At 71.9% G+C, this 24,533-nt stretch carries 15 protein-coding genes; 14 read left to right on the top strand and 1 reads right to left on the bottom strand.

The annotated features are described in order from the left end of the window. The first annotated feature begins 272 nt into the window (after positions 1-272). The 14 genes from OG599_RS32735 to OG599_RS32670 all read left to right on the top strand — a co-directional run bounded on the left by OG599_RS32735 (position 273) and on the right by OG599_RS32670 (position 22,936). Entirely contained in the window at positions 273-3,596 is a 3,324-nt protein-coding gene (locus OG599_RS32735) for an FtsX-like permease family protein (protein ID WP_327179587.1), read from the top strand. Between the two features lies 1 nt (position 3,597). After that, positions 3,598-6,369, top strand: coding sequence for an ABC transporter permease (locus OG599_RS32730; protein ID WP_327179586.1), 2,772 nt, complete (start codon positions 3,598-3,600; stop codon positions 6,367-6,369). Beyond that, entirely contained in the window at positions 6,366-7,322 is a 957-nt protein-coding gene (locus OG599_RS32725; RefSeq protein ID WP_327179585.1) for an ABC transporter ATP-binding protein, read from the top strand. The genes OG599_RS32730 and OG599_RS32725 overlap by 4 nt, the downstream gene beginning before the upstream one ends. A 368-nt stretch (positions 7,323-7,690) precedes the next feature. After that, positions 7,691-10,237, top strand: a complete 2,547-nt coding sequence (locus OG599_RS32720; RefSeq protein ID WP_327179584.1) for a Pls/PosA family non-ribosomal peptide synthetase — start codon at positions 7,691-7,693, stop codon at positions 10,235-10,237. Beyond that, positions 10,234-12,750, top strand: coding sequence for a non-ribosomal peptide synthetase (locus OG599_RS32715; protein WP_327179583.1), 2,517 nt, complete (start codon positions 10,234-10,236; stop codon positions 12,748-12,750). Before OG599_RS32720 ends, OG599_RS32715 begins: the two co-directional genes overlap by 4 nt. A 27-nt stretch (positions 12,751-12,777) precedes the next feature. Continuing rightward, a complete protein-coding gene (locus OG599_RS32710) occupies positions 12,778-13,785 on the top strand; it encodes a TauD/TfdA family dioxygenase (RefSeq protein WP_327179582.1) in 1,008 nt (335 codons plus the stop codon). Next, positions 13,782-14,852, top strand: coding sequence for a 2,3-diaminopropionate biosynthesis protein SbnB (gene sbnB, locus OG599_RS32705; RefSeq protein ID WP_327179581.1), 1,071 nt, complete (start codon positions 13,782-13,784; stop codon positions 14,850-14,852). Before OG599_RS32710 ends, sbnB begins: the two co-directional genes overlap by 4 nt. 73 nt (positions 14,853-14,925) lie before the next feature. Then, entirely contained in the window at positions 14,926-16,002 is a 1,077-nt protein-coding gene (gene sbnA, locus OG599_RS32700; protein ID WP_327179580.1) for a 2,3-diaminopropionate biosynthesis protein SbnA, read from the top strand. A gap of 88 nt (positions 16,003-16,090) precedes the next feature. Then, positions 16,091-16,681, top strand: coding sequence for a sigma-70 family RNA polymerase sigma factor (locus OG599_RS32695; RefSeq protein ID WP_442809624.1), 591 nt, complete (start codon positions 16,091-16,093; stop codon positions 16,679-16,681). Then, a complete protein-coding gene (locus OG599_RS32690; protein WP_327179579.1) occupies positions 16,678-17,514 on the top strand; it encodes an anti-sigma factor in 837 nt (278 codons plus the stop codon). Before OG599_RS32695 ends, OG599_RS32690 begins: the two co-directional genes overlap by 4 nt. 250 nt (positions 17,515-17,764) lie before the next feature. After that, entirely contained in the window at positions 17,765-18,235 is a 471-nt protein-coding gene (locus OG599_RS32685; RefSeq protein WP_327179578.1) for an ATP-binding protein, read from the top strand. 181 nt (positions 18,236-18,416) lie between these two features. Further along, positions 18,417-18,824 (top strand): DUF3224 domain-containing protein, encoded by a 408-nt coding sequence (locus tag OG599_RS32680; protein WP_327179577.1) that lies wholly within the window; start codon positions 18,417-18,419, stop codon positions 18,822-18,824. Between the two features lie 183 nt (positions 18,825-19,007). Beyond that, entirely contained in the window at positions 19,008-21,953 is a 2,946-nt protein-coding gene (locus OG599_RS32675) for a helix-turn-helix transcriptional regulator (RefSeq protein ID WP_327179576.1), read from the top strand. A 398-nt stretch (positions 21,954-22,351) separates the two neighbouring features. Beyond that, positions 22,352-22,936 carry an Lsr2 family DNA-binding protein gene (locus OG599_RS32670; RefSeq protein ID WP_442809623.1) on the top strand — a complete coding sequence of 195 codons (585 nt, stop codon included), beginning with the start codon at positions 22,352-22,354 and terminating at the stop codon, positions 22,934-22,936. A 629-nt stretch (positions 22,937-23,565) separates the two neighbouring features. Here OG599_RS32670 and OG599_RS32660 read toward each other — a convergent pair. Next, positions 23,566-24,315 carry a class I SAM-dependent methyltransferase gene (locus OG599_RS32660; RefSeq protein ID WP_327179574.1) on the bottom strand — a complete coding sequence of 250 codons (750 nt, stop codon included), beginning with the start codon at positions 24,313-24,315 and terminating at the stop codon, positions 23,566-23,568. Between the last annotated feature and the right edge of the window lie 218 nt (positions 24,316-24,533).

Raw genomic sequence — 24,533 nt, 5'->3', positions numbered from 1 at the left:
CTGCGTGCGTTGCCGCTCCTCGGCGGTCGCCAGTATGTGCGTGGCGCGCCCGGAGACGCAATGCGCGTCGGGCACCGCCCGTGCCTGCCGGGAGGCAGGGGTTGCGGACGGACCGAACGGTCACCGCGCGTTCGGAAATCGGTGCCGCGCGTCCGTGGAGCGCTCACGATCTCATCTCGATGTGGCGGCCGGAGGTTCCTGGAGCCGGTGTGCTCTGAAAGCATCCGACGTGCGCCGGGGAGCGCGCGGGTGATGAGGTTTCGGGGGATCACGTGACGGAGTTCGTCCTGCTGCGGGTGCGCGCGCACCGGCTCCTGCTCTGCGCGGCCCTGTTGGCGGTCCTGCTCACCACCTGCGTGCTGACCGCGCTCGCCGCGTTCTCCGGTTCCATGGGCGATGCCGCCCTGCGGTACACGCTCACCCGTCGTTCCGCCGAGCAGTCCTCCCTCGTCGTCTCGGCCGACGTGGCCCCGGAGCGGCGCGAGGAGGCCGACGCTCTGGTGCGCCGAGCCGCCGGTGAGACCTTCGACGGACTTCCGGTGACGGTGCGGAAGATGGCGAGTTCGGGTCCGTACGCCCTGCCGCGGAGCCTGCAGCCGGCGGCGGAGCGGCGGGGCAACCCCGACCTGACGCACTTCGCCTCGCTGGACCCGAACCGTGTGCGTCTCGTCGCGGGCCGCATGCCCGCCACCGGTGAGGGAGACGCCCGAGGGCCGGTGCAGGTGGCACTGCCGCGTGCGGCCGCCGCGGCGCTGGGGCTGGAGGCGGGCGCCCGGATCACTCTCACGGACCGGCTGAGCGACGCGCCCCTGGCGGTCGAGATCACCGGCGTGTACGAGGCTGCCGACCAGACCGACCCGTACTGGCGGTTGGACCCGCTCGGCGGTCGGGGTGCCGGCGAGGTCGTCTTCACCACGTACGGCCCGCTGCTGACGGACCCGGCCGTGGTCGGCTCGGGCCGGCTCAGTGCCGGACGGGTGTCCTGGCTGGCCGCCGCCGATTTCCGCTCGGTGACCACCGGCCGGACCGGCGCCCTGCGGCGCGCCTCGACGGACGTGCCCGAGTCCCTGGCCGCCTCCCCGGTGTTCGCGGACGGTGCGACGGTCCGGACCTCGCTGCCGGCCGTCGTCGACCAGGTCGATCGGGCCCTGCTGGTGGCGCGCTCCACGATCATGATCGTGGCGGTTCAGCTCGTCCTGCTCGCCGGATACGCGCTGCTGCTCGTGTCCGGCCTGCTGAGCAGTGAGCGGGCCGGTGAGACCGAGCTCCTGCGGGCCAGGGGCGGTTCACGGGGCAGAATCGCTTCTTCCGCCGCGATCGAGGCGCTGCTGCTCGCGGCCCCCGCCGCGGTCGTCGCCCCCTTGCTCGCCGCTCCCCTGACCAGGTCGCTCGCGAGGCTGGGCGAGCTCGGTCGGATCGGGCTGAGGCTCGACGGCGGGGTCGACGGCACGGTCTGGCTGGTCGCCTCCTCGGTGGCGCTGCTGTGCGCGCTCGCGGTGCTCGCGCCTGCGCTCGCGGCGGGCGGGCGCCGGGCGGGCCGTGCCTCCGCGCTGCCCGCCCCGGTGCGGGCGGGCGCCGACGTCGGGCTGCTGCTCGTCGCGGGGGTGGCGTACTGGCAGTTGGACCGCCAGACCGGCGCGGCCGGAGGCGGTGCGCTCAGCGGCGACCGTGACGGCGCGCTGGGCATCGACCCGCTGCTGGTCGCCGCCCCCGCGCTGGCGCTGCTGGCGGGCACCGTCGTGACGCTGCGGCTGCTGCCGCCGGTGGCCAGGCTCGCGGAGCGCGGCGCGGCGGGCGGCCGGGGTCTGACCGCCGCGCTGGCCGGCTGGCAGTTCAGCCGCCGGCCGCTGCGGGGTGCGGGGCCCGTGCTGCTGTTGGTGCTGGCGGTGGCGATGGGCATGCTGGCCATCGGTCAGAGCGCGTCCTGGGACCGGTCGCAGGACGATCAGGCCGACTTCAGATCCGGCGCGTCGGTGCGCGTGGTGGGCGGGCTGTCCGGCGACCCGGCCGAGGCGGCCCCGTACACCGGACTGCCGGGCGTGCGGAACGCGGCGCCCGTGTTCCGCGCGACGTCCCCGCTGTCCGGCGGCCGGACGGCAGAGGTGCTGGCGCTCGACACCGCGCACGCGGACGAGCGGATGCTGATGCGCGAGGACCTCGCCGGGGCGTCGCCGCAGGCGCTGTTCGACGCGATCGCGCCGCCGGCGGCCGGACGGACCGGTGTGGTGCTGCCCGCCGACAGCACACGGGTCCTCTTCGATCTGCGTATCGGCGACACCTCGGCCTCCGGCGGCAGGTCGCCCTCCGGCTCGGCTCCGCGGGTCGGTGTGGTCCTGGAGGACCGCTACGGAATCCGCTACCGGGTGGCCGCGGGCACCGTTCCCGTCGACGGGCGGGCCCACGCGTTGTCGTTCCCCGTGTCCCCGTCGGGCGGGCTGGCCGTGACCGGATTCGAGCTGGACAGCGCCGTGCCCGAGGGACGCGCCGAGCGGCGCCTCGTCTCCGTCGCACGGCTGCGGACGCTCACCGCGGACGGCGGCGAGCGACCGGTTCCCTCTTCGGACGGGGTGCGCTGGCGGGCCACGTCGACCGTGACCGGGCCGGACGCGGACACCCCGGCCGGGGCGGTCGAGACGGTGACGGGTACGGGCGCGGCACCCGCGTTCCGTTACGGCACCGGATCGGGCCTCGCGGACCGCGGCTCCCGGGGCGCCGAACAGGTCGACACCCTGCTGCTCCGTGCGGACCGTCCGGCACCACCGGCCTTGAAGGCGGTGGCCACGGATGCGTATCTGGCCTCCTCCGGGGCGCGGTTGGGCCAGCAGGTCGATCTCGCGCTGGCGGGTGAAACGGTCCGGGTGACCCTGGTGAAGTCGGTGCGGGAACTCCCGACCACCGGTCCCGGCGGGGCCACGGGCTCTGCGGACGGCGCCGCCGCGGACGTGACCGCGAAGCCGGGCGGGGCCCTGCTGCTGGACCTCAGGGCGGTGTCCGGAGCACTGGGCCAAGGGTCGGGGGCCACACCGGCGCCCACCGAGTGGTGGCTGAGCACGGCGCCGGGCGACGGCCCGGCGGTGGCGGCCGAGCTGCGCGCGCTGCCCGGCACGGACCCGTCCCAGGTGCGGGTGCGGGACGAGGTGGCGCGGGAGCTGGCGGACGATCCGCTGGGGGCCGGGCCGCAGTCCGCGCTCCGCGCGGCCGCTGCCGTGGCCGCCGCCCTGGCCGCGGTCGGCTTCGCGGTCGGCCTGGTGGGCTCCCAGGGCGAGCGGTCCGCCGAATTCGCCGTGCTGCGCGCCCTGGGCGCTTCCCGCCGCCGACTGGCCCGGGCGCTGGCAGTCGAGCAAGGAGTCCTGATCACTCTCGCCCTGCTGACCGGGCTCGCCCTGGGGGCCGTGCTGACCAGGGCGGTCGTGCCCCTCGTCGTACTGACCGGGCAGGCCGCCCGGCCCGTGCCCGACGTGCTGGTGCTGCTGCCTGCCGGGCAGGTGGCGGCCCTTCTGGCGTCGGTCGCCGCACTGCCGCTGCTCTTCGTCGTGGCGATCGCACTCCGGCGCTTCGACCCTGCGGTGTCGCTCCGCCACCAGGGAGACAACTGACATGAACACTGCCCGGATCCCGGCCGCCTGCGCTCCCTGGGTGCGCACCCGGCTGCGTACCGCCCCCGGTGTCTCCGTCGCCCTCGCGGCCCTCGTGCTCCTGACGGCGTTCCTCGCCGCCGTGTTCCCGCGCGCGGTCGACGCGTACGGGACGGATGCGCTGCGGCACGACATCACGACCGCCGCGCCGGGGCGGAGCGTGCTCGAAGTGACCGCGCCGCCGCCTTCGCTCTCGCAGGCGCCCTCGGTCAGGGAGCGGGCGATGCGTCGCCAAGCGCTGGCCAAGGCGAACGAGGCACTGGCGGGGACGCTCCCCGCCCCGCTGCGGGCCGACGTGCCGCACTCCTCGTACGGCGTGCACACCACGGAGCCGCTGGTCGCCCAGGAGCCATGGCTCCCGCGTCCCAACGGGTTGCCGCCCCGGTTCACCTACGCGGCCCCGTCGGGACTCGCCGAACACGGCACGCTGCGGGCGGGGCGCTGGCCGGTGGTGCACGGCGAGGTGACCGAGGCCTCCCGCGAGGTGGAAGCGGCCGTCACCGAGGAGACGGCCGCCGAGCTGAAGATGGCGCCCGGCTCCACGATCGCGCTGGTGACCCACGGCAGGGCGACGCTCACCGTCCGGATCACCGGAATCGTCGCACCGCTGCGGCCGGAGAGCGGCTACTGGTCGGTCGAGCCACTGTTCCGCTCCCCGTCCCTGGCGAAGGACCCGGGCTCCCCGACCCCGGTCTACTTCTGGACGGCCGCACTGCTGCTGCCGCCGGACGCGGCGCCGGCGCTCCTCGCGACCACGGGCGAGCCCGAACTGTTCTGGCGATTCGCCCCGGACGCCTCCCGCCTCACCGCCGCCGACGCCTCCCGTACGAGCACAGCCGTCGCCGCGGCGGAGCACGGCCCCGGCCTGCTGAAGCTCCGGGACGTCACCGGGCCGACCACCACGCTCACCACCGAACTCGACGCGATCCTCGACGCCCACCTCGCGACGCGCGCCGCGATCGACCCGGTGGTCACCGTCGCGGCCGTGGGCATCGCCGCGGTCGCCGCCGTCGTCCTCCTGATGACCGGCGGGCTGATCGGTGCCCGCCGCCACCACGAACTCGCGTTGCTGCGCTCGCGCGGCGGCTCCCTCCGGGGCATCGGGATGCGCCTCCTCGCCGAGACGGCCGCGGCCGCGCTGCCCGCGGCGGCGCTCGGGCTCCTCCTGGCCGTCCTGCTCGTCCCGGACGCCGGGTTCGCTCCCGCCGCGGTGGGCGCCGCGGCCGTCGCCGTACCGGTCTGCGTGGTGCTGCCCCTGCGCACGACCCTGCGCCATCGCCGGCCCCTGCTGCCCGGGGCCCGGGACGACATGGCCGACGCCCGGCCCACCCGCCGGCGTACGGTCGCCGAACTGACGCTGCTCGTCCTGGCGGCCGGCGCCGTCGCCGCGCTCCGCCGCCGCGGTACGACGACGGGCTCGGGGACCGACCTGCTGGTCAGCGCGGCCCCGGTCCTGGTGGGGCTGATCGCCGCGCTCGTCCTCGTACGGCTGTACCCCCTGCCGCTGCGCCTGGCGTCCCGCCCCGCGGCCCGACTGCGCGGCGCGGTCGGTTTCCTCTCGCTGGCCCGGGCGGGCCGGGCCCCGTCGAACGGCACGCTGCTCCTGCTGGCCCTGCTGGTCGCGCTGAGCACGGCGGCGTTCGGGGGCTCCGTACTCACGGGTGTCGCGGACGCGCGCGCCGACGCGGCGCTGCGCGCGGTCGGCGCGGACGCCCGCATCAGCGGCGAGGGGGCGCGCTCCACGGTCCCCGGGGACGTCCTCGGCCGGCTCCGGGCCGCGCACGGCGTCGAGGACGTCGCGCCCGTGCACATCGAGTACGGGACGCAGTTGGCCACGTCGCGGGAGACGGGGTCGGACACGGAACGGGCGACCGTGGTGGGGGTCGAGCCCGCGTCGTACGCGCGGCTGGCCCGCGCCACGGGGCTGGCCGCCTTCCCGGCGGGCGCGCTGGAGGGCGGCCCGGACCGGGGCGGGGCTCTGCCCGCGATCGTCTCGCCCGCTGTCGCGGACCTGTTCGGCGAGCGGCCCCGGACCGTGCGGACGCAGGGCGGCAGCCTCACGGTGCGGGTCGCCGGGGTGCTGCCGCGCACCTCCGCGGTGAGCGACGGAGCATTCCTGATCGTCGACGCCGAGGCGCTCGCCGCGCCGGACCCCACCACCTTGCTGGTGACCGGAACCGCCCTCGACGAGAAGCTCCTGCGCGCGGCGGCGCGCGAGGCGGGCCCGGAGTACGTGGTGCGGCTGCGGTCGGCGGAGCGCGGGAAGCTCGTGGACTCCCCGGTGCAGGCGGGCGCCGAACGGATCTACCAGGCGGCCGTCGTGGCCGGGGCGGGGTACGCGCTGCTCGCCGTGGTCCTCTCGCTGCTGCAGGCGGCGCCGGAGCGCACCACGCTCCTGGCACGACTGCGCACCATGGGGCTCACTCCCCGTCAGGGGCGGCGGCTGCTCGCCCTCGAGGCGCTGCCGCAGGCACTGCTGGCGGCGGTGGGCGGGCTCCTCGTCGGCTGGGCGACCATCGCCCTGCTGGCGCCCGGTGTCGACCTGTCCGCGCTGGCGCTGACCGACGCCGCACCGGGGAACCCGCACACCGCCTCGCTGCGGGCCGACGTCCGGTCGCTGGCGCTCCCGGCGCTGGGAGTGGTCGTACTCACCGCCGTCGTGGCCGGTGTGCAGGCGTGGTGGTCGGGCCGCCGTGGATCGATCAAGGAACTCAGGGCAGGAGACACCCGGTGACACCATCGACGGAGACCACACTGGCGGAGCTCGAAAGGCGGGCGGCCGCACGCCGCGACCGGCCCGCCTACGGGCACGACGCCCTGATCGTCTGCGACCGGCTGGTACGCGTCTTCTCCGCGGACGGCGTAGAGGTGCAGGCCCTTCAGGGTCTCGATCTCCTGGTCGCCGAGGGCGAGTTGATGGCGCTGGTCGGCGCGTCGGGGAGCGGGAAGTCGACCCTGATGAACATCCTGGCGGGACTCGACGTCCCCACGGCCGGTTCGGCGAAGGCGGCGGGCTGCGATCTGCTGGCGATGGGACCGAAAGAGCGGCTGCGCTACCGCCGTGACGTGGTCGGCTTCGTCTGGCAGCAGACCTCCCGCAACCTGCTGTCGTACCTCACCGCCGCGCAGAACATCACCCTTCCGATGCAGCTGCGCGGGCGCGGCAGGAACCGCGAACGGGCCGCCCGCGCCGAGTCGTTGCTGGAGATGCTGGAGGTCACGGAGTGCCGGGACCGCCGCCCCGCCCAGATGTCCGGCGGACAGCAGCAGCGGGTGGCGATCGCGGTCGCGCTGGCCAACAACCCCTCGGTGCTGCTGGCCGACGAGCCGACCGGTGAACTGGACTCCGCGACGGGCGAGCAGGTGTTCGCCGCGTTCCGCCGTGCCAACGAGGAGCTGGGCACGACGATCGTGATCGTCACCCACGACCAGGCGGTGGCGAACGAGGTACGCCGCACCGTCGCGATCCGGGACGGCCGCACCTCCTCCGAGGTGCTCCGGCACACCGAGGTCGACGCGGCGACGGGCCAGGAGTCCCTGGTGGCCCGCGAGTACGCGATGCTCGACCGGGCGGGCCGGCTGCAGCTCCCGGCGGACTACACCGAGGCGTTGGGCATGGAGCACCGGGTCATGCTGGAACTCGAACGGGACCACATCGGGGTGTGGCCGGACGCCTCCGGGGAGTGACCCGGGCGTGGGCCGGGCGCTCGGCGCGGGTCCGGCCGCGCCGACACGGGTCCGGCTCGCTGACGCCCCGCCCGTGGATCGCCCCACGGCGGTTCATCCCGTCAAAGATCCCTCGGCCCCGACCGGCCGCCGGACGTCGCCGGACGCGACAGGGCCGCTCACCGGACCCGAGCCGGGACCCGTCTCGCCGCGCAGAAGGCGACGCCGGAGCACCGAGCCTCACACCCGCCGGGTGAAATTGACGAAATCGGATGCAAACAGGGCAAACCTTCGCGCCGTCGGCCTCGAATGCTGGGTAGAGAGCGTCCGCGTTCGGCTCGCCTCGAGTCGCCCACGACGTGGTACGCGTCCTTTCGAGGGAGCTTCCCATGACCGGAACGCAGCTTGCCGCTTCGTCGCCGCCCACCGAGGGAGCCCCTGCCCGGCACGGGCACCCCACCGAACCGGTTGCCCGCGCCGAAGCGGCCTTCGCGGACGTGCTCGCCGACGTCATGCGACTCGATCAAGTGCCGGCCGACAGTCACTTCTTCAAGGACCTTGGTGCCGACTCTCTGGTGATGGCTCATTTCTGCGCGCGGGTCAGAAAGTGCGCGGACCTGCCGCCGGTCTCCATCCGCGACGTCTACGAGCACAGCACCGTCCGGAATCTGGCCCTCGCTCTGACGGCCACCGCTCCCCCCGCACCCGTCGAGCCGTCGGCCCCCGCCCTCGCACCGTCCGCCCCTGCGCCGGCGGCTCCCTCGGGCAGGGCGAGGTACGTCCTGTGCGGGGCGATGCAGTTGCTGACCTTCCTCGTCTACTCGTTCCTCGTCGCGTTCGTCGGTGTCCACGGCTACGAGTGGATATCCGCCGGAACCGGCGCGCTCGACGTGTACCTCCGTTCAGTCGCCTTCGGCGGCGCGGTGTTCGTCGGGCTGTCGGTCGCCCCGATACTCGTCAAGTGGGCCCTCGTGGGGCACTGGAAGCCGCAACGGATCCGCATCTGGAGCCTGGCGTACTTCCGTCTCTGGGTCGTCAAGACACTCGTCCGTTCGGATCCGCTCGTCCTCTTCGTCGGGTCGCCGCTCTACACGCTCTATCTCAGGGCGCTGGGCGCGCGGATCGGGTCGGGCGTCACGGTCCTCTCCCGTCATGTGCCCCTCTGTACCGACCTGCTGTCCGTCGGTGACTCCACGGTCATCCGCAAGGACTCCTTCTTCACCGGCTATCGCGCCCACGGGGGCGTCATCGAGACCGGCACCGTGTCGCTCGGGAAGGACGTGGTCGTCGCCGAGGCCTCGGTGCTCGACATCGGTACGTCCCTCGGCGACGGCGCCCGGCTGGCCCACGCGTCCGCCCTCCACAGCGGGCAGCGGGTACCCGCCGGTGAGTCCTGGCACGGCTCACCGGCGCGGCGCGCCGACCGGGAGTACCCGGTGGTGGAACCCGTGCCCTGTGGCGCCGTACGCAGGCAGCTCCACAGCGTCACGCAGTTGCTGACCGCGCTGCTGGTGTACCTGCCGCTGGCCGTCGGAGGCATCGGCATTCTGCTCGCCGAGGCCCCGCAGCTCTCCGCCGTGCTGGAACCGGGTCCCTCGATCCTCACGACATGGGTGTTCTACCGCGACGCCCTGGCCATCTCCTTCGTACTGCTCTTCGTGATCATGCCGCTCGGCTTCCTCGTACTCGCCGCCGTCCCCCGGCTGCTCGCCCGGACCATCACGCCGGACAGGGTCTATCCTCTCTACGGCTTCCACTACGGGGTGCACCGGGCGATCACCCTGCTGACCAACCGGCCCTTCCTCACGCGCCTGTTCGGCGACAGTTCCGCCGTGGTCCCCTACCTTCGTCTGCTCGGTTACGACCTCTCCCGGGTGGAGCAGACGGGATCGAACTTCGGGACCGAGGTGAAGCACGAGACGCCCTATCTGAGTACGGTCGGGGCGGGGACGATGGTCGCCGACGGGCTGTCGATCAACAACGCCGAGTTCTCCAGCACGTCCTTCCGCGTCTCCCGCACCGCGATCGGACCGCAGAACTTCCTCGGCAACAGGATCGCCTACCCCTCCCGGGGCCGAACGGGGGCCGACTGCCTGCTGGCGACCAAGGTCATGGTCCCGGTGGACGGAAGGATCCGGGAAGGAGTCGGCCTCCTGGGCTCGCCCAGCTTCGAGATACCCAGGTCGGTCCAGCGCGACAGCAGCTTCGACCTCATGAAGTCCGGCGCGGAGCTACGCACCGGTCTGGCCGCCAAGAACAGGCACAACGCGGGCACCATGGGGCTGTACCTGGTGGTCAGGTGGGTCTACGCGTTCCTGGTCACCCTGGTCGTCTCGGGTTCGGCCGAGCTCTACACGTCGGTCGGCGCCGCGGCTGTCGCGCTGGGCAACGTCCTGGTCCTGCTCGTCAGTGCCGCGTACTTCGTCCTCGTGGAACGCGCGGTCACGTCCTCCCACCCGCCGGGCCCGCTCTTCTGCTCGATCTACGACCGCCGCTTCTGGCGGCGTGAACGCTTCTGGAAGGTGCCGTCGGAACTGTTCCTCAAGACTTTCGACGGAACGCCCTTCAAGGGGCTGATCTGGCGGCTGCTGGGGGTGCGGATCGGACGCCGGGTCTTCGACGACGGCTGCTTCCTGACGGAGCGGACGATGGTCACCATCGGGGACGGCTCCGCGCTCAACACCGGCAGTGTCGTCCAGTGTCACTCGCAGGAGGACGGCACCTTCAAGTCCGACCGCACCACCATCGGCTCCCGCTGCACGCTCGGGGTCGGAGCCTTCGTGCACTACGGCGTCACGATCGGCGACGGAGCGGTACTCGCTCCGGATTCCTTCCTGATGAAGGGGGAGTCGGTGCCGGAGAACGCCCGGTGGGGTGGAAATCCGGCCACTCGGATCGACCGGGCAACCGCCCGGGGCGAGGAGGCGACACGATGAACACGTCGACACGCACCCCTTCGGATTACTGGCGCGATGTGCTCACCGCCGGAGGAACCACCTCACTGGCGCGGTGGACCCGCGATCCGGTGCCCGGCACCTCGGTGGTCGAGACTGCCGTACCGGCGGCGCTCGTGACCGAACTGGACCGGCTGACGACGTCGATGGGGGTCCGCCCCGCCTCTCCCGTCCTGGCCGCCCACGCCAAGGTGCTGGCCGCGCTGACCGGGGAACCCGACGTCACCACCGGCTTCGTGGCAGCCGCGGCCTCCGGTCCGCTGCCGTGCCGGCTGTCGACCGGCTGCGCCACGTGGCGGGAGCTGGTGCGGCACGCGGACCGTACGGAGTCGGAGCTGCTGGCCCACCAGGACTTTCCGGTCGACGCCCTCCGCGCGGAGCTGGGCCTCCCGGCCACCCCGCCCGAAGTGGTGTTCGATCCGACGGGCGGTGGTGGACCTGCGCGGAAGGCCGTGCTGCGGGTGGCGCTGGTCCGTCGCGACGGCGCGTACGTGCTCCGGCTGCTCTACAGCACCGAGGTTCTCGACGAGGCGTACGCGAGAAGGATCGCCGGTTACCACCTCGCCGCGCTCGGACTGATCGCGGCGGACCCCGACGCGGCGCACGGGCGGCAGAGTCTGCTGTCGTCCGAGGAACTCCGTCATCAGGTCGACGGGCTCGCGGGGCCCCACCGGGAACTGCCCGGCCTGCGCGTCCACGAGCTCTTCGCCCAGCGGGCGCGCACGCACCCGGACAGGGTCGCGGCCGTTCACGGTGACAGGCGGTGTACCTACCAGGAGCTCGACCACCGCGCCAACCGGCTCGCACACGCCCTGCTGGACTCGGGGCTCGACCGGCAGGACGTCGTCGCCGTGGTGACCGAACGGAACCTGAACTGGCTGACCTCGGTCCTCGCGATCCTCAAGGCCGGCGGCGTCTACCTGCCCGTCGAGCCGGACTTCCCCGCCGACCGCATCGCCTCCATGCTCGCCCGCGCCGACTGCGGCCTGGTGCTCACCGACCCCGGCACAAGCACAAGCACCAGCACCAGCACCAGCACCAGCACCAGCACCACGCTCGACGACGCCGTCACGTCCCTGACAGGGGTCCGTACGTCGTTCATAGACACGCTCTGCGAGGAGAACCGCGAGGACTCCGATCCCCGCGTACCGGTCGGACCGGACGATCTCGCCTACGTCATCTTCACCTCGGGCTCCACCGGGGAGCCCAAGGGAGCGATGGTGGAGCACGCGGGCATGCTCAACCATCTCCTCGCGAAGATCGACGACCTGGGGATCGGGGAGGGCGACGTGGTCGCCCAGACGGCACCCCAGTGCTTCGACATCTCCGTGTGGCAGCTTCTGTCGGCCCTGCTGACGGGCGGACGCACCCTGCTGGTGGGGCAGGAAGCGATCCTGGACGTCCGCCGGTTCGTCGACACCCTGGCGGACGGCAGGGTCGGTGTCCTGCAGATGGTTCCGTCCTACCTCGACGCCGTCCTGGCCTTCCTGGAACGGCACGCGCGCGAACTGCCCGACCTGCGCTGTGTGTCGGTCACCGGCGAAGCCCTGAAGAAGGGCCTCGTCCAGCGCTGGTTCACCACCGTGCCCGGAACGACGCTGGTCAACGCCTACGGTCTGACCGAGACGTCCGACGACACCAACCACGCGGTCATGGACCGGGTGCCGGACGCTGCGCGTGTGCCGCTCGGCCGTCCGGTCGCCAACGTACGCGTCTATCTCCTGGACGAGCACCTCTCCCCGGTACCGCTGGGGGCGCCGGGTGCCATAGCTTTCGCCGGAATCTGTGTCGGCCGGGGGTACGTCAACGACCCGGACCGGACGAGTGCCGTCTTCCTGCCGGATCCCTACCACGCCGGCGAGCGGCTCCATCTGGGTGGGGACTACGGCCGCTGGCTCCCCGACGGGCAACTGGAGTTCCTCGGGCGCAGGGACTCACAGGTCAAGATCCGGGGGTTCCGGATCGAGACCGGTGAGATCGAGAACGCTCTGCTGCGGACACCCGGTGTGCGCGACGGCGCCGTGGTGGTCGCCGAACGGCCCGGTCCGGGGCGGCATCTGACCGCTTTCTACACCGGTGCGCACCCCCTGCGGGCCGACGTGCTGCGGAGCCGGCTCGGCGCCACGCTGCCCGCGTACATGCTTCCGTCGGCGTTCCACTGGCAGGAGACGCTGCCGCTGACCGCCAACGGGAAGACCGACCGCCGGGAACTGGCCGGACGGGCTGCCGAATCGGACCGGACCGACACGGCCGAGAACGACGACCTGCCCCGCACTCCCACCGAGCGACGTCTGGCAGCGGTCTGGGCCGACGTGCTCGGGGTCCCCCGGAAGCGCGTGGGCAGACACGACAACTTCTTCGACCGCGGAGGCACTTCACTGTCGGCGGTCAGGGTGGCGGTCTCCCTGGACCGGGAGGTGTCGCTGGGGGACCTGGTCCGTCACCCCGTACTCACCGAACTCGCCTCCTGCGTCGACGCGCGTTCCACCTCGTGAACCGATCACAACCCTGAGGAGATCACGATGACTTCCATGGAAACGGCCACCGCCCCGGCCGATCCGGAACGGGAACCGGGCCGGCCCGCGATGCTGCGGGTCCAGGCCGCCGGCGACCCGGCGGACTGGGCGGCCGGAGCCCGGGACGGGCTGCGCGCCGCACTCGACGAACACGGGGCCGTCCTGGTCCGCGGCTTGGGCCTGCACGACACGGACGGCGTCGCCGCGGTCCTCGGCCGACTGGCCGCAGAACCGGTGACGGAACGGGAGACCTTCGCCCCCAGGCGGACCTACTCCCCCGGCGTCCACTCGTCCTCCCCCTGGCCGCCGAACCAGCCGATGTGCATGCATCACGAACTGAGCTACGCCATCGGCTTCCCCGGCCTCCTGCTCTTCGCCTGCCTTTCGGAGCCCACCGCGGGCGGGGCCACCGGCCTGGCCGACGCGTCGGCCGTGCTCGGCGCCCTGCCGCGCGAGCTGACCGCGCGGTTCGAGCGGGAGGGCTGGCTCCTGACCCGTAACTACAACGGCGAGGTCGGAGCCACCGTGGCCGAGGCGTTCGGCACCGACGACCGCGAGGCGGTGGAGCGCTACTGCCACGACCACGCGATCGCCTGCGCCTGGCAGCCCGACGGAGGGCTGCGCACCACGCAGAGGCGCAGCGCCGTGGTGCGCCACCCGGCCGACGGGCGGCCCTGCTGGACCAACCAGATCGCCTTCCTGAACGAGTGGACGCTCGCGCCCGAGGTACGCGAGTACCTCGTCGACGAGTACGGACCCGACGGCCTGCCGTTCAACACGCGGTACGGCGGCGGCGAGGCCGTCGGAGAGGACGTCGTCCGGCTCATCAACTCGGTCTACGAGGAGCACACCGTGCGCCGTCCGTGGCAGGCCGGTGACCTGCTCCTCGTGGACAACATCCGTACCGCGCACAGCAGGGAGGCCTACGAGGGACCGCGCGAGGTCGTCGTCGCGATGGCCTCGCCCACCCGGCCGGACACCTGCTCGCAGACGATCGAGGTGGGATCGCGATGAACAGCGACCGCACCGGCTCCCCCGTATCCGCAACGGCCGAGGACGTCACCGTGCCCTCGTTCGCGGTGATCCCCGGCAGCCAGGTCCGAAGTGCCCTCGACGGCCGCGAGAAGGAGATCGTGGAGGTGGTCGAGGCCGCCTACCGGCTGCACGGTGCGGGCCGGACGGTGAACCCGCCCTCCTCGTTCCTCCGCTTCCCGGACCGTGCGGCTTCCCGGATGATCGCGCTGCCCGCCTCCCTCGGTGGTGAGTCACCGGTGGACGGACTGAAGTGGATCTCCAGCTTCCCGGCCAACGTGAGGTCCGGCGTTCCCCGTGCCTCGGCCGTGCTGATCCTCAACGATCCCGCCACGGGTTACCCGTTCGCCTGTCTGGAGAGCTCGATCATCAGTGCCACGAGAACGGCCGCGTCCGCCGCTTCGGCGGCCGACCGGCTCAGCCGCGACCGGCCACGCCCCACCCGCGTCGGGTTCTTCGGCACCGGTCTGATCGCCCGCTACATCCATACGTTCCTCGAAGGCTCGGGCTGGTCGTTCGACGACATCGGGGTGTACGACGTCTCCGCGGACAGCGCGGCCGGATTCCGGCTGTACGTGGAACAGTCCGGCAGCGCCGCGCCCGTCACGGTGCATCGCTCCCCGGAGGACCTGATCCGTACCAGCGATCTCGTGGTCTTCGCGACCGTCGCCGGAGAACCTCATGTCGACGATCCTGCGTGGTTCGACCACAACCCCGTGGTCCTGCACGTGTCGCTGCGCGATCTCGCCCCGCGGGTCCTGCTGGCCTCGACCAACATCGTCGACGACATCGAGCACTGTCTCAGGGCGGGCACCTCTCCCCATCTGACCGAACAGCTCACCGGCAACCGGGACTTCGTGCACGGCACGCTGGACGACGTGATGGCGGGGCGGGTGACCGTACCCAGGAACCGTCCGGCGGTCTTCTCGCCTTTCGGCCTCGGCGTGCTCGATCTCGCGGTCGGCGGCTTCGTCTACGACCGCGTCGCCCACTCCGGCCGGCTGCGGGTCGTCGACGACTTCTTCCACGAACGAAGCCGCTACGGGTGAAGGCGGCTGCCCCGCACCGGATTCGGCCCGCCCCAGCACAGCCCGCAGGAAACGCCCCGAAGAGGAGTTCACCGTGTCGGTCATCACTGTCCCTCAGGCCTTCGACGAGGAGGAGCTCTACGTGGACATCGAGCGGATCTTCGGGGAGGCGTTGCTCCTCAAGTGCGAGGGCTTCAACTTCGCCGGCTCGATCAAGCTGAAGGCCGCCGCCGAGATGGTGGCGTCGGCGGAACGCGACGGCACCCTGACGGCTGATTCCGTGCTCGTCGAGTCCTCCTCCGGCAACCTCGGCGTCGCGCTGAGCATGATCGCGGCCAGCAAGGGCTACCGGTTCGTCTGTGTGACGGACTCACGCTGCAACCTCACCACCCGGCTGATGATGGAGGCTCTGGGCGGCGAAGTGCAGCTGGTGGCCGGCCAGGAGACCGGCGGCGGCTTCCTCGCCGCGCGGCTGGACCACGTCCGGCGCCTGTGCGCCTCCGACGACCGGTACGTGTGGCTGAGCCAGTACACCAACCCGGCCAACTGGAGGGCGCACTACCGCACCACGGCTCCGGAGATCGCCCGCTCCTTCCCGCGCCTGGACGTCCTGTTCGTGGGAGCGGGGACCGCGGGCACGCTGATGGGGTGCGCACGGTACTTCCAGGACCGGCAGCACCCGGTACGGATCGTCGCGGTGGACACCGTCGGCTCGGTGGCGTTCGGGGGTGACCCGGGCCGCCGGATGATCCCGGGGCTGGGCATGAGCATGCGCCCGCCGCTCCTGGACGCGTCGTACGTGGACGAGGTGGTGCGGGTCGAGGAGGCGGACACGATCCGCGCCTGTCGCCGCCTGGCCCGGAGCGGCTTCCTCTTCGGCGGCTCCACCGGCACCGTGGTGAGCGGCGCGGTCGCCTGGCTGGCGCGGCACGGGACGCCCGACCTCACCGCGGTGGCCATCGCACCCGACCTCGGCGAGCGCTATCTCGACACCGTGTACCAGGACAACTGGGTCCAGGACCTCTACGGCGACGGTCCGCTCGACACCACACGCCCGCCCCCGCGGACCGCACGACGACGGGCACACCCCGACGACCACGAGCCGGTCGGCCGTGCCTGTGCGCCGTCGCCGTACGGAGCGCCCTGGCAGACGATGGATTCACCGCGTTGACGCACCCGGATGGCCCCTGGAGCCACGGAGTGCTTGTATCGCCCGGACGGTCTCCGTACCGGTGTCGACAGGTCAGCGAGGTATCCAGGTGCAATCCGCCGATCGCGGAGGAGAAGCCGGGCAGCAGACGGACGGCCCCGATCTGGACCAACTGATGCTCTGGACGGCCGAAGGGGACCGGGACGCCTTCACCGGTGTCTACGACCGGACCGCCGGGCCGGTGATGGGTCTGGTCCACCGGGTTCTGAGGGACCCGGCGCAGTCGGAGGAGGTGGTCCAGGACGTGCTGCTCGAGGTGTGGCGTACGTCCGGCCGGTTCGAGCCCGACCGCGGCAGCGCGATGACCTGGATCATGACCCTGGCGCACCACCGCGCGGTGGACCGCGTGCGGTCGTCACAGGCCGGTGCGGACCGCGAGCGAAGAGCGGCGCTGCTGAACACCTGTCCCCCCTTCGACGACGTGTCCGAGCAGGTGGAGACCCATCTGGAGTGGCAGCGGGTGCGCCGCTGCGTGCACGCGCTCACCGACATCCAACGCGAGACGGTGGCCCTCGCCTACTACGGAGGACTCACCTACAAGGAAGTGGCGCAGTCGTTGTCCGTACCGCTGGGCACGGTCAAGACCCGCTTGCGGGACGGGCTGATCCGGCTGCGCGCCTGTCTGGGAGGGACGCCGTGAACGCCGCGGACCCGAGCGGCGTGGATCCGCACGGTGTGGATCCGCACGACGCGAGCGCCGCCTATGCCCTGCACGCCCTCCCCGAGGACGAGCGCCTGGCCTTCGAGCGGCATCTGGAGGGGTGCGGGTCCTGCCGCGAGGAGGTCGCCGAGCTCCAGGCCACGGCCGCTCTGCTGGGACGGACCGCGGCGGTGACTCCGCCGGCCGCCCTGCGTGAGGAGATCCTCCGCAAGGTGGCGACCACGCCGCAGGAGACACGGATCGGCCCCCAGAAGGCGCCCGCGCCCCCGCGGCAGGCGCCCTCCGCGTGGCGGCCGGCCCCCGACACCCCGGCGGCCGACGGCCGGGCCCATGCCCCCTCGCGACAGCTGCCCCGCCTCGCGCTGGCGGCCTGCGTGGCAGCCGTCCTGGCCCTCGGCGTCGCCACATGGCAGTACCGGGAGGCGGAGGACGCCAGAACCGGGGCCCGGCGGGCACAGGAGCGGCAGGACGAGGTGGCGCGCGTGCTGACAGCGCCCGACGTCCAGCTCGAAACCCAGGATCTGCGCGGCGGCGGCACGGCCACCGTCGCCGTCTCCCGCAGCGAGAACGCGGCCACGCTCGCCGTCCACGACCTGCCGCGGCTTCCCGCGGGCAAGGTGTACGAGGCCTGGTTCATCGAGGGAGGGAAGCCCGTGCCGGCCGGGCTGCTCAGCCGCGATCCAGGGCGCGGGCTGACCTTCCTGGACGGGCCGGTGGACGATGCCACGGCCGTGGCCCTGTCCGTCGAGCCCACCGGGGGCTCCGAACAGCCCACCACCGACCCTCTCGGCGCGGTCCCTCTCCCCGCCTGACACGGCCCGGGGGACCCGGTTCCCACTGCCGGCCGCTCTCTCACGGGCGCCGCGGGTGGATGCCCCCCACCTCGCGCACATTCTCTTCGGTCCACCCCAAACAATCCGGCCGTCGCCTACGAATCCCTTGTGTAAAGCCGCTCACGACCCGGGTGCTGAATCCGCCAGGACGGGGATCGCTCCCCGCGTCGACCCCGGCACCACACCCACCGGCGTCCGCACGGCCGCCGCCCCTCGTCGGGACGATGTCATGACCACAACAATCACACCTCCCACCGTCACACCTCCCACCATCACGCCGGGCCCCGTCACGCCGGACCCCGTCACGCAGGGCCTGCTCGGCACGCAGACCGTCCCGCTGCCCTCCGGTCCTGAAGCCCCTTCGCACGCCCGTCGGGCGACCGTCGCCTTCCTCCACCGGACCCGGCCCGCGCTCGCGCCGGAACGCCATGACGATGTCCTGCTCATCGTGTCCGAACTGGTCACCAACGCGGTCCGGCACGCCTCCGGGCCCAGCGCGCTGATCCTGACCACCACCGCGGGCACGCTGGACATCGCGGTGACCGACTGCTCGTGCGTCGTACCCGCCGCACGCGTACCGGATCTGACCGACGGCACAGGTGGCATGGGTCTGCACATCGCCGAGGACCTGGGAGCCCGGGTCTTCACCGAACCGCTGCCGGACGGAAAGTGTGTGCACGCGGCCTTCGACGATGCCTGACGCCGCCCGGTCGAGCTCCCCTCAGGTCATGTTCCGCCCGGCCGGAGTCACGGGACCAGGTTCCGGCAGCCGGTCGGAACCCTTGAAGTCGGCCCGGCAGAAAGCCGGTCAGCGGCAGAGCCACGACCGTCGGTACCCGAGTATCTGCGCCCGTGTCAGTGGTGCGGCATACGCTCCGGGGATGCGAGCCTCAGGAACGTTCAAAGTTGCCGGCTTCACCCCGGCGCCGGTGCCCAGCCCCGCGATCGAGACGGCCTTGCCCGTCGGTGTGGCCACGATGGAGAAGCAGTACGAAGGCGAGGTCGTCGGGCACTCCGTCACTCTGTTCACCGCCGCGTTCGACCAGAGCACCGGTACGGGGACGTACGTCGCGATGGAGTCCTTCGAAGGAACGCTCCGTGGCCGGGCGGGCGCCTTCAATTTCGCGCACTCCGCGACGACCCTGGGCGAAGGGAGGGAGAGCGAGTTCTTCGTCATCGTGCCGGCCAGTGGGACGGGCTCGATGGCCGGGATCACCGGGACTGGCGGCGTCGCTGTCGACGCGGACGGCACCCACCGGATCTGGTTCGACTACGAGCTCGGTCAGTAGACCGCCGCGTCGAGAACGGAGCCAGAGCCGGATCGCGACGACAGCGACGGTGCCGTGGAAGCGGTAGGCGCGGTTGTCTGGGATCACTCCTCAACTCCCATCCCCGAGAAGGGCGTCGCGGATAAGATGATCTCGCTCGCACCTGCGGCGCACGCACCGATCCGACCTCGGGGAGACCAAGGCATGAGCGTGGCCGGCAGCGCGTCCGACGCGAGCGCGCACGACGAACACGAGGTCTTCGTCGGGCGGCGGTCCGAGTCCGAGCGGCTCGCGGCGTGTGTGGACAAGGTGCGCGGCGGTGAGGCGTGGCTGGCGGTCGTCGAGGGTGAGGCGGGGATCGGCAAGAGCGCTCTGATACGCCGGTTGGTCTCCTCGCTGGAGGACTTCACCGTGCTGTGGGCGGTGGGCGACCCCTCGGAGACCGATCTGCCCGGTGGTGTGCTGAGCCAGCTGCTGAGGCGGGTGGACAGGGGTCTGGCGGCCCGGTTCCCGCTGCTGGCGCGGCCGGGCGCGACTGGAGTGTCGCCGCATGCCCTGGGCGGGGAGTTGTTGCTGCTGCTGGGCACGCTGCAAGAAGCCGGCGGCGGGGTCGCGGTCGTCGTCGACGATGCGCACTGGGCCGATCCGCTCTCCTCGCAGGTGTTGGGATTCGTGGTGCGCCGCCTCTGGGCCGACCGGGTGCTGGTGCTGATGGCCACCCGTACGGGCAGCGAGCAGAGCGCGGAGGCGCTGGACCGGCTGGTGCGGTCCGTCGACCGGGCGGTACGGGTCGAGGTGGGCGGACTCGGACAGGACGAGGTCGACCAGCTGGCCCGGCAACTGTTGGCGGTGCGTGTGACACCGGAGCTGGTGACACGCCTGCACGGCTACACGAAGGGCCATCCCCTCTACGTACGCACGGTCCTGGCGGAGGTACCGCTTCAGGTGCTGGGTGACGAGTCGGCACGGCGGTGGCCCGTCCACCAGTCGCTGCGGGCGGGGATCGGGGCCGCACTGGGGCGCCTTCCCGCCGATTCGGTGGCCCTGGTGGAGGCGCTGGCGGTGCTGGACGGCCGGTTCCCCCTGGTGGGCGTGGCGCGGGTGGCCGGGGTGGAAGACGCCGTGCGGGCGCTCGAACCGGCGCTGACGGCGGGTCTGGTGCAGTGGTGGCCGGCGGATTCCGTGGGCCCGGTGGCCCTGGTGCACGGGTTGCAGCGGGACGCGGTCTACGCGGGAATCGGTCCCGAGCGACGGCGCGCGCTGCACACCGCCGCGGCCGAGGCGGTGGGTTCGGGAGCGGCCTGGGCCCATCGCGTGGCCGCGGCCACGTCCGACGATCCCGTTCTGGCGGCCGAGCTGGAGCGTTCGGCGAACACCGAGGCCCTCGCCGGCCGCAATGCCCTGGCCGCCACCCGGTTGCTGTGGGCGTCGTCGTTGTCCGACGACCGCCTGGAACGGGAGCGGCGCCTGCTCACGGCCTGTGCGCAGTGGCTGCTGACCTTGCAGCCGTGGGCCGCCGTACGGTTGAGGGCGCAAGTGGAGGAGTGCGCGGAGGGAACACTGCGCAGTTGCGTACTGGGGGTCATGGACCTCCTGGAGGGCCGACTGGCCGTGGCCGAGGCTCGGTTGACCGAGGCCTGGCAGGAGGCGCTCGCCGATCCGGACGCGAGCTGGGTGGCGCTCCTGGCCGGTACGTTTCTGACCGTCATCACGATCCGGCAGTGCCGGGGCGCGCAGACGGCCGACATCGCGGGCAAGACGCTGGCGATCGGCGACCTCGACGCGGGCACCTCCGATTTCATCCGCGCGATTCTGGCCACGGGGCGGATGTGGGACCAGGGGCCCGGTGCGGCCCTGCTGGACGTGGCCCACCTTCCCGTCGGGGCTGCCGAGGCGTCGAACGACCAGCTAGCGACGCTGGCCACCCGTGGTGTCATGCACTTGTTCCTGGGCCGGCTGGCCGCGGCGCGGGCCGATCTGCTCACCGTGGCGCACCGCGACCGGCTGGGCGCGGGGTCCAAGCTCAGCCATCTGTCGTCGTCGCTGCTGGCGGTGGTGGAGTACCTTGCGGGCGACTGGAGTGCCAGTGAGAGCGCGGCGGACCGGGCGCTCGCGATCGCGGCGGCCCACGACCACGTCCTCGGCGACGCGGCCACGTGGTTCGCGGCCGTGTGCGTACAGGCGGGGCGCGGGCGCTGGGAGGCGGCCCAGGAGTCCGTCGAGGCCCTGGAGCGGATCAACCGGATGCTGGGAGATCCCCCGGCGGAGCGTGTGTACGCCGGACTGGCGGGGGCGGTGCTGGCGCAGGCCCGGGGTGACCACGCCGCCATGGTGGAGTCGTTGGCTCCGCTGGTCGAGCCGGTGACCGGAGCCGAGGGCGGGGCCGGGGACGGGGACGATGCGGGGGACAGGGCCGGGGACGGGGCCGGGGACGAGGGCGATCGGGTACGCCTGCGGTTCAAGCCCCTGTGGTTGTGGCAGCAGTCCCTGCTGGTCGAAGCGCTCACCGGAACGGGGCGGCTGGCGGCCGCCGCCTGGGCCCTCGACGACTTCTGGCGGGGGTACGACGGCAGTGGATATCTGCGGGTCGTGGGAGCCCGGCTCAGCGGCCAACTCGCCGAAGCCCAGGGACGGCCTCGCGAGGCGCTGGCGATCTACGCCCGGGCTCTGGACGGGACAACGGGCGGCGCCGGTGGACCGGACGCAGCCGGGAGCCGCGTCGGAGCCGGCGGTGCCAGTGACGCCGGTGAGGACGCCCCGCTGTTCCGGGCGATGCTGGAACACGCTTACGGCAGGCTCCTGGTGGCGACCAGGACCGGCTCCCGGCGGGAGGCCGCACGGTGGTTCAAGTCGGCCCACGACCGTTTCGACGCCCTGCGGGCAGAACCGTTCCTGCGGCGCTGCGAGACGGACCTCGCCGCCATGGGACTCACCGCTCCCGCCCACGCCCGGCAGCACGTACTCGCTCTGACCGAGCGGGAGTTGTCGGTCGCCCACCTCATCGCCGGCGGAAAGACGAACCAGGAGGCGGCGACGGAGCTCTACGTCACCCAGAAGACCGTCGAGTACCACTTGTCGAACATCTACGCCAAGCTCGGCATCACCTCACGCCGCCACCTCGCACAGGCGCTCCGGCCCCCGCGGCCCTGACGGCATCGCGGCGGCGACGGCAACGGCAACGGCAACGGCAACGGTCACACTAGGTGCGGCTGGCGGGTGGTCGGCCTGCAACAGCCCAGGTGGAAACCATGCGATGTCAGTGCCATTGAGTACGGTCTGCCTATGGATCATCAGAGGGCAGGAGACGCACGGCAAGCGTGGCACCGGGTGACCACATGGCTTGTACAGAGTGCCCCTGATGTTTTCGCTGATCTCGGCGGTCCGGGGAGTCAGGCAGCCATCTGCGAAGCCGAACTGCGCATGGGCCTAGGGCGTGTCTGACAATTCGCGTCGGATCAGCGGGCGGTGTCCGGTGCGGTGCATCGCAAGGCGGAGGACCGCCCGCGTACTGGATGTACTCGGGCGGTCCGACAACGCCGCGAGGTGCCGTGCCGGGCGCCGACCGCCCGACGGGAATTGTCAGACACGGCCTAAGGCTGCCGCAGCAGCTGCGGCAGTGGCTGCTGGCAAACGACATCGATGCCGGTCAACAACCCCACACCGGATCGAGTCTGGTTGCGCTGGGATGCCCAGGCGTCATCCCCAGCGGCGGACTCCTTCTGGGCCTGACGGACATCGAGCGTGTCTACCTCCACAAGATGGGCATGGAGGAAATGGCACCGTCTGGAGACCCTGATTGCCCGTCCTGGCGTAGGGAATGGGTGCCAATCGTCTCGGAGCGCGACGGTTTTTCTGGGAAGTTCGTGAACACAAGCACCGGAACGGTGGGGTCCTGGAGCGAGGGGATGTCCCCTGAAGACAGCCTGTACGCCTCGCTGTTCGCCTTCTTCCAGGATGTAGCTGACCAGCTTTCGGGAGCTCCGTCCGGTGACTGGAGCGGGCCTGGCAGGACGCGTGGACCGCGTCCGGAGGATGAACCCATACGTATCTGGGCGCGAGCGAATGGCTACCTCGTAAACGACCGCGGACGCATCCCCGCAGCCATCCGCGAGGCATACGAAGCATCACGGTGAGCGCCGGGTCCGGCGGTGCCGGTCACAGCCAGTCATTGATGGCGGCTATGAGGACTGTCGCCTCGTAGCGGACCGCGAGCCTGTCGTACCTGGTGGCAACGGCCCGGTGCCTCTTGGGCCGTGTGTCGAAAGTCCCGCCTGTCCGGCGACGCCCGGCACGCACGCTCGCCGCGTTGTCGGGATCACCCCGATACACCCAGTATCGGGGCGACCCTCCGCCTTGCGATCGCACGCACCGGACACCGCCGGACCCGCCCTCCGGGCGGACGGCGCCACTTTCGACACACTCCCTGAGGCGGTTGATGCCGCACTCGACCGCGTGCCTGGCTTTGTAGTCCTCCTCGTCGAACCCTTCAGCACGGGTTCGAACTGCGGCGAGTCCCCGGTGATTCCTTCGGCAGGGCCCCCTGCTTGCGGGCCCCGGCCGCATGCTGATGGACGCGGCAGACGGTGGAGTCGACGCTCAGGTCCCACGTGATCGCACCCTTCGCGTCCGCCAGAGACTGGAGCCGCTTGAAGATCCGGTGCCATGTGCCGCCCCGCTGCCATCGGCGGAACAGGTCATTGACCCGACACGTGCATGACGTGACCTGACAGTCACGAGTCGCTGACATCGGAGACCTGCCCGGTCAGAGCGAGTCGGCCGTCCGGTAGACGGAGACGTGGGAACGCGACTCTGCGGTGAATTCCTCCCCGGACCAGTCTGCGTGCCTGGACTCCAGCGTCATTCCGGCCAGCTCGGCCATCAGGTCGAGTTCGCTCGGCCAGATGTAACGGTGTGGGCTGCGAAAAAGCCGGGCCTCACGGCCGGTCCCGGCATCGAACCGGAAGTGGTGCGAGACGACCTGCTGGCGCAGAACGTCGTAGGTGTCGAGCCCGATGTAGCCCGGGGCCGACTCCCAGACCACGGCCTGCTGACCTGGCGGCAACGTGCGAATCTCGGGTACCCACAGCTCGACGACGAACCGCCCGCCTGGCGCGAGGTGGCGTGCGGCGTTTCGGAAACAGGCGACCTGCTCGGCCTGCGTGAGCAAGTTCGAGATGGTGTTGTAGACGAGGTAGACGAGCTGGAACTCACCCCGGACTCGCGCAGTGGCCATGTCGCCGATGACAACAGGGATGGCCGCCTCGTCTGCTTTGGTGCGAAGCTGATCGACCATGGGCGTCGACAGCTCGATGCCACTGACCGAGACTCCCCGCTCCGCGAGCGGCACTGCCACCCGCCCGGTCCCGATGGCGAACTCCAGAGCCCGCCCGCCTTCGGTGAGCTCCACCAGGCGGTCCACCGTCGGACCGAGCACCTCCGGTGCGAACATGCCGGTCCCAGGGGCGTCATAGCTCTGAGCGGCCTGGTCATCCCAAATCTCACTTTGAAGCATGAGCAGCGATGATTGACCACCGTCCGAGGAACGTCAACGCACTTTCGCCACAGCCGAGATGAGGGCACGCCACCGCGAGCCCTTTCTCGGCCCGACGGTGGTGCCCCGCGAAGCACCTGCGACTATCCATTTCCCGGCCAAACGCATGACGTGACGTGCCCCTCTCCCGAGTCGGCGGGCGCCACCTCACCTGATCAACTCCCTTCCACGAACTTCCG

Origin of the sequence: Streptomyces sp. NBC_01335, from assembly GCF_035953295.1 — a bacterium.
Lineage (GTDB): Bacteria > Actinomycetota > Actinomycetes > Streptomycetales > Streptomycetaceae > Streptomyces.
Note: the sequence above shows the minus strand (reverse complement) of the source record. Positions and strands in the feature narration are given on the sequence as shown.

Bases quoted from the DNA above. Each gene is read 5' to 3' on its own strand.
- OG599_RS32730 (WP_327179586.1), top strand. From the start codon at position 3,598: ATGAACACTGCCCGGATCCCGGCCGCCTGCGCTCCCTGGGTGCGCACC.
- OG599_RS32720 (WP_327179584.1), top strand. From the start codon at position 7,691: ATGACCGGAACGCAGCTTGCCGCTTCGTCGCCGCCCACCGAGGGAGCC.
- OG599_RS32715 (WP_327179583.1), top strand. From the start codon at position 10,234: ATGAACACGTCGACACGCACCCCTTCGGATTACTGGCGCGATGTGCTC.
- OG599_RS32710 (WP_327179582.1), top strand. From the start codon at position 12,778: ATGACTTCCATGGAAACGGCCACCGCCCCGGCCGATCCGGAACGGGAA.
- sbnB (WP_327179581.1), top strand. From the start codon at position 13,782: ATGAACAGCGACCGCACCGGCTCCCCCGTATCCGCAACGGCCGAGGAC.
- OG599_RS32685 (WP_327179578.1), top strand. From the start codon at position 17,765: ATGACCACAACAATCACACCTCCCACCGTCACACCTCCCACCATCACG.
- OG599_RS32680 (WP_327179577.1), top strand. From the start codon at position 18,417: ATGCGAGCCTCAGGAACGTTCAAAGTTGCCGGCTTCACCCCGGCGCCG.
- OG599_RS32675 (WP_327179576.1), top strand. From the start codon at position 19,008: ATGAGCGTGGCCGGCAGCGCGTCCGACGCGAGCGCGCACGACGAACAC.
- OG599_RS32660 (WP_327179574.1), bottom strand. From the start codon at position 24,315: ATGCTTCAAAGTGAGATTTGGGATGACCAGGCCGCTCAGAGCTATGAC.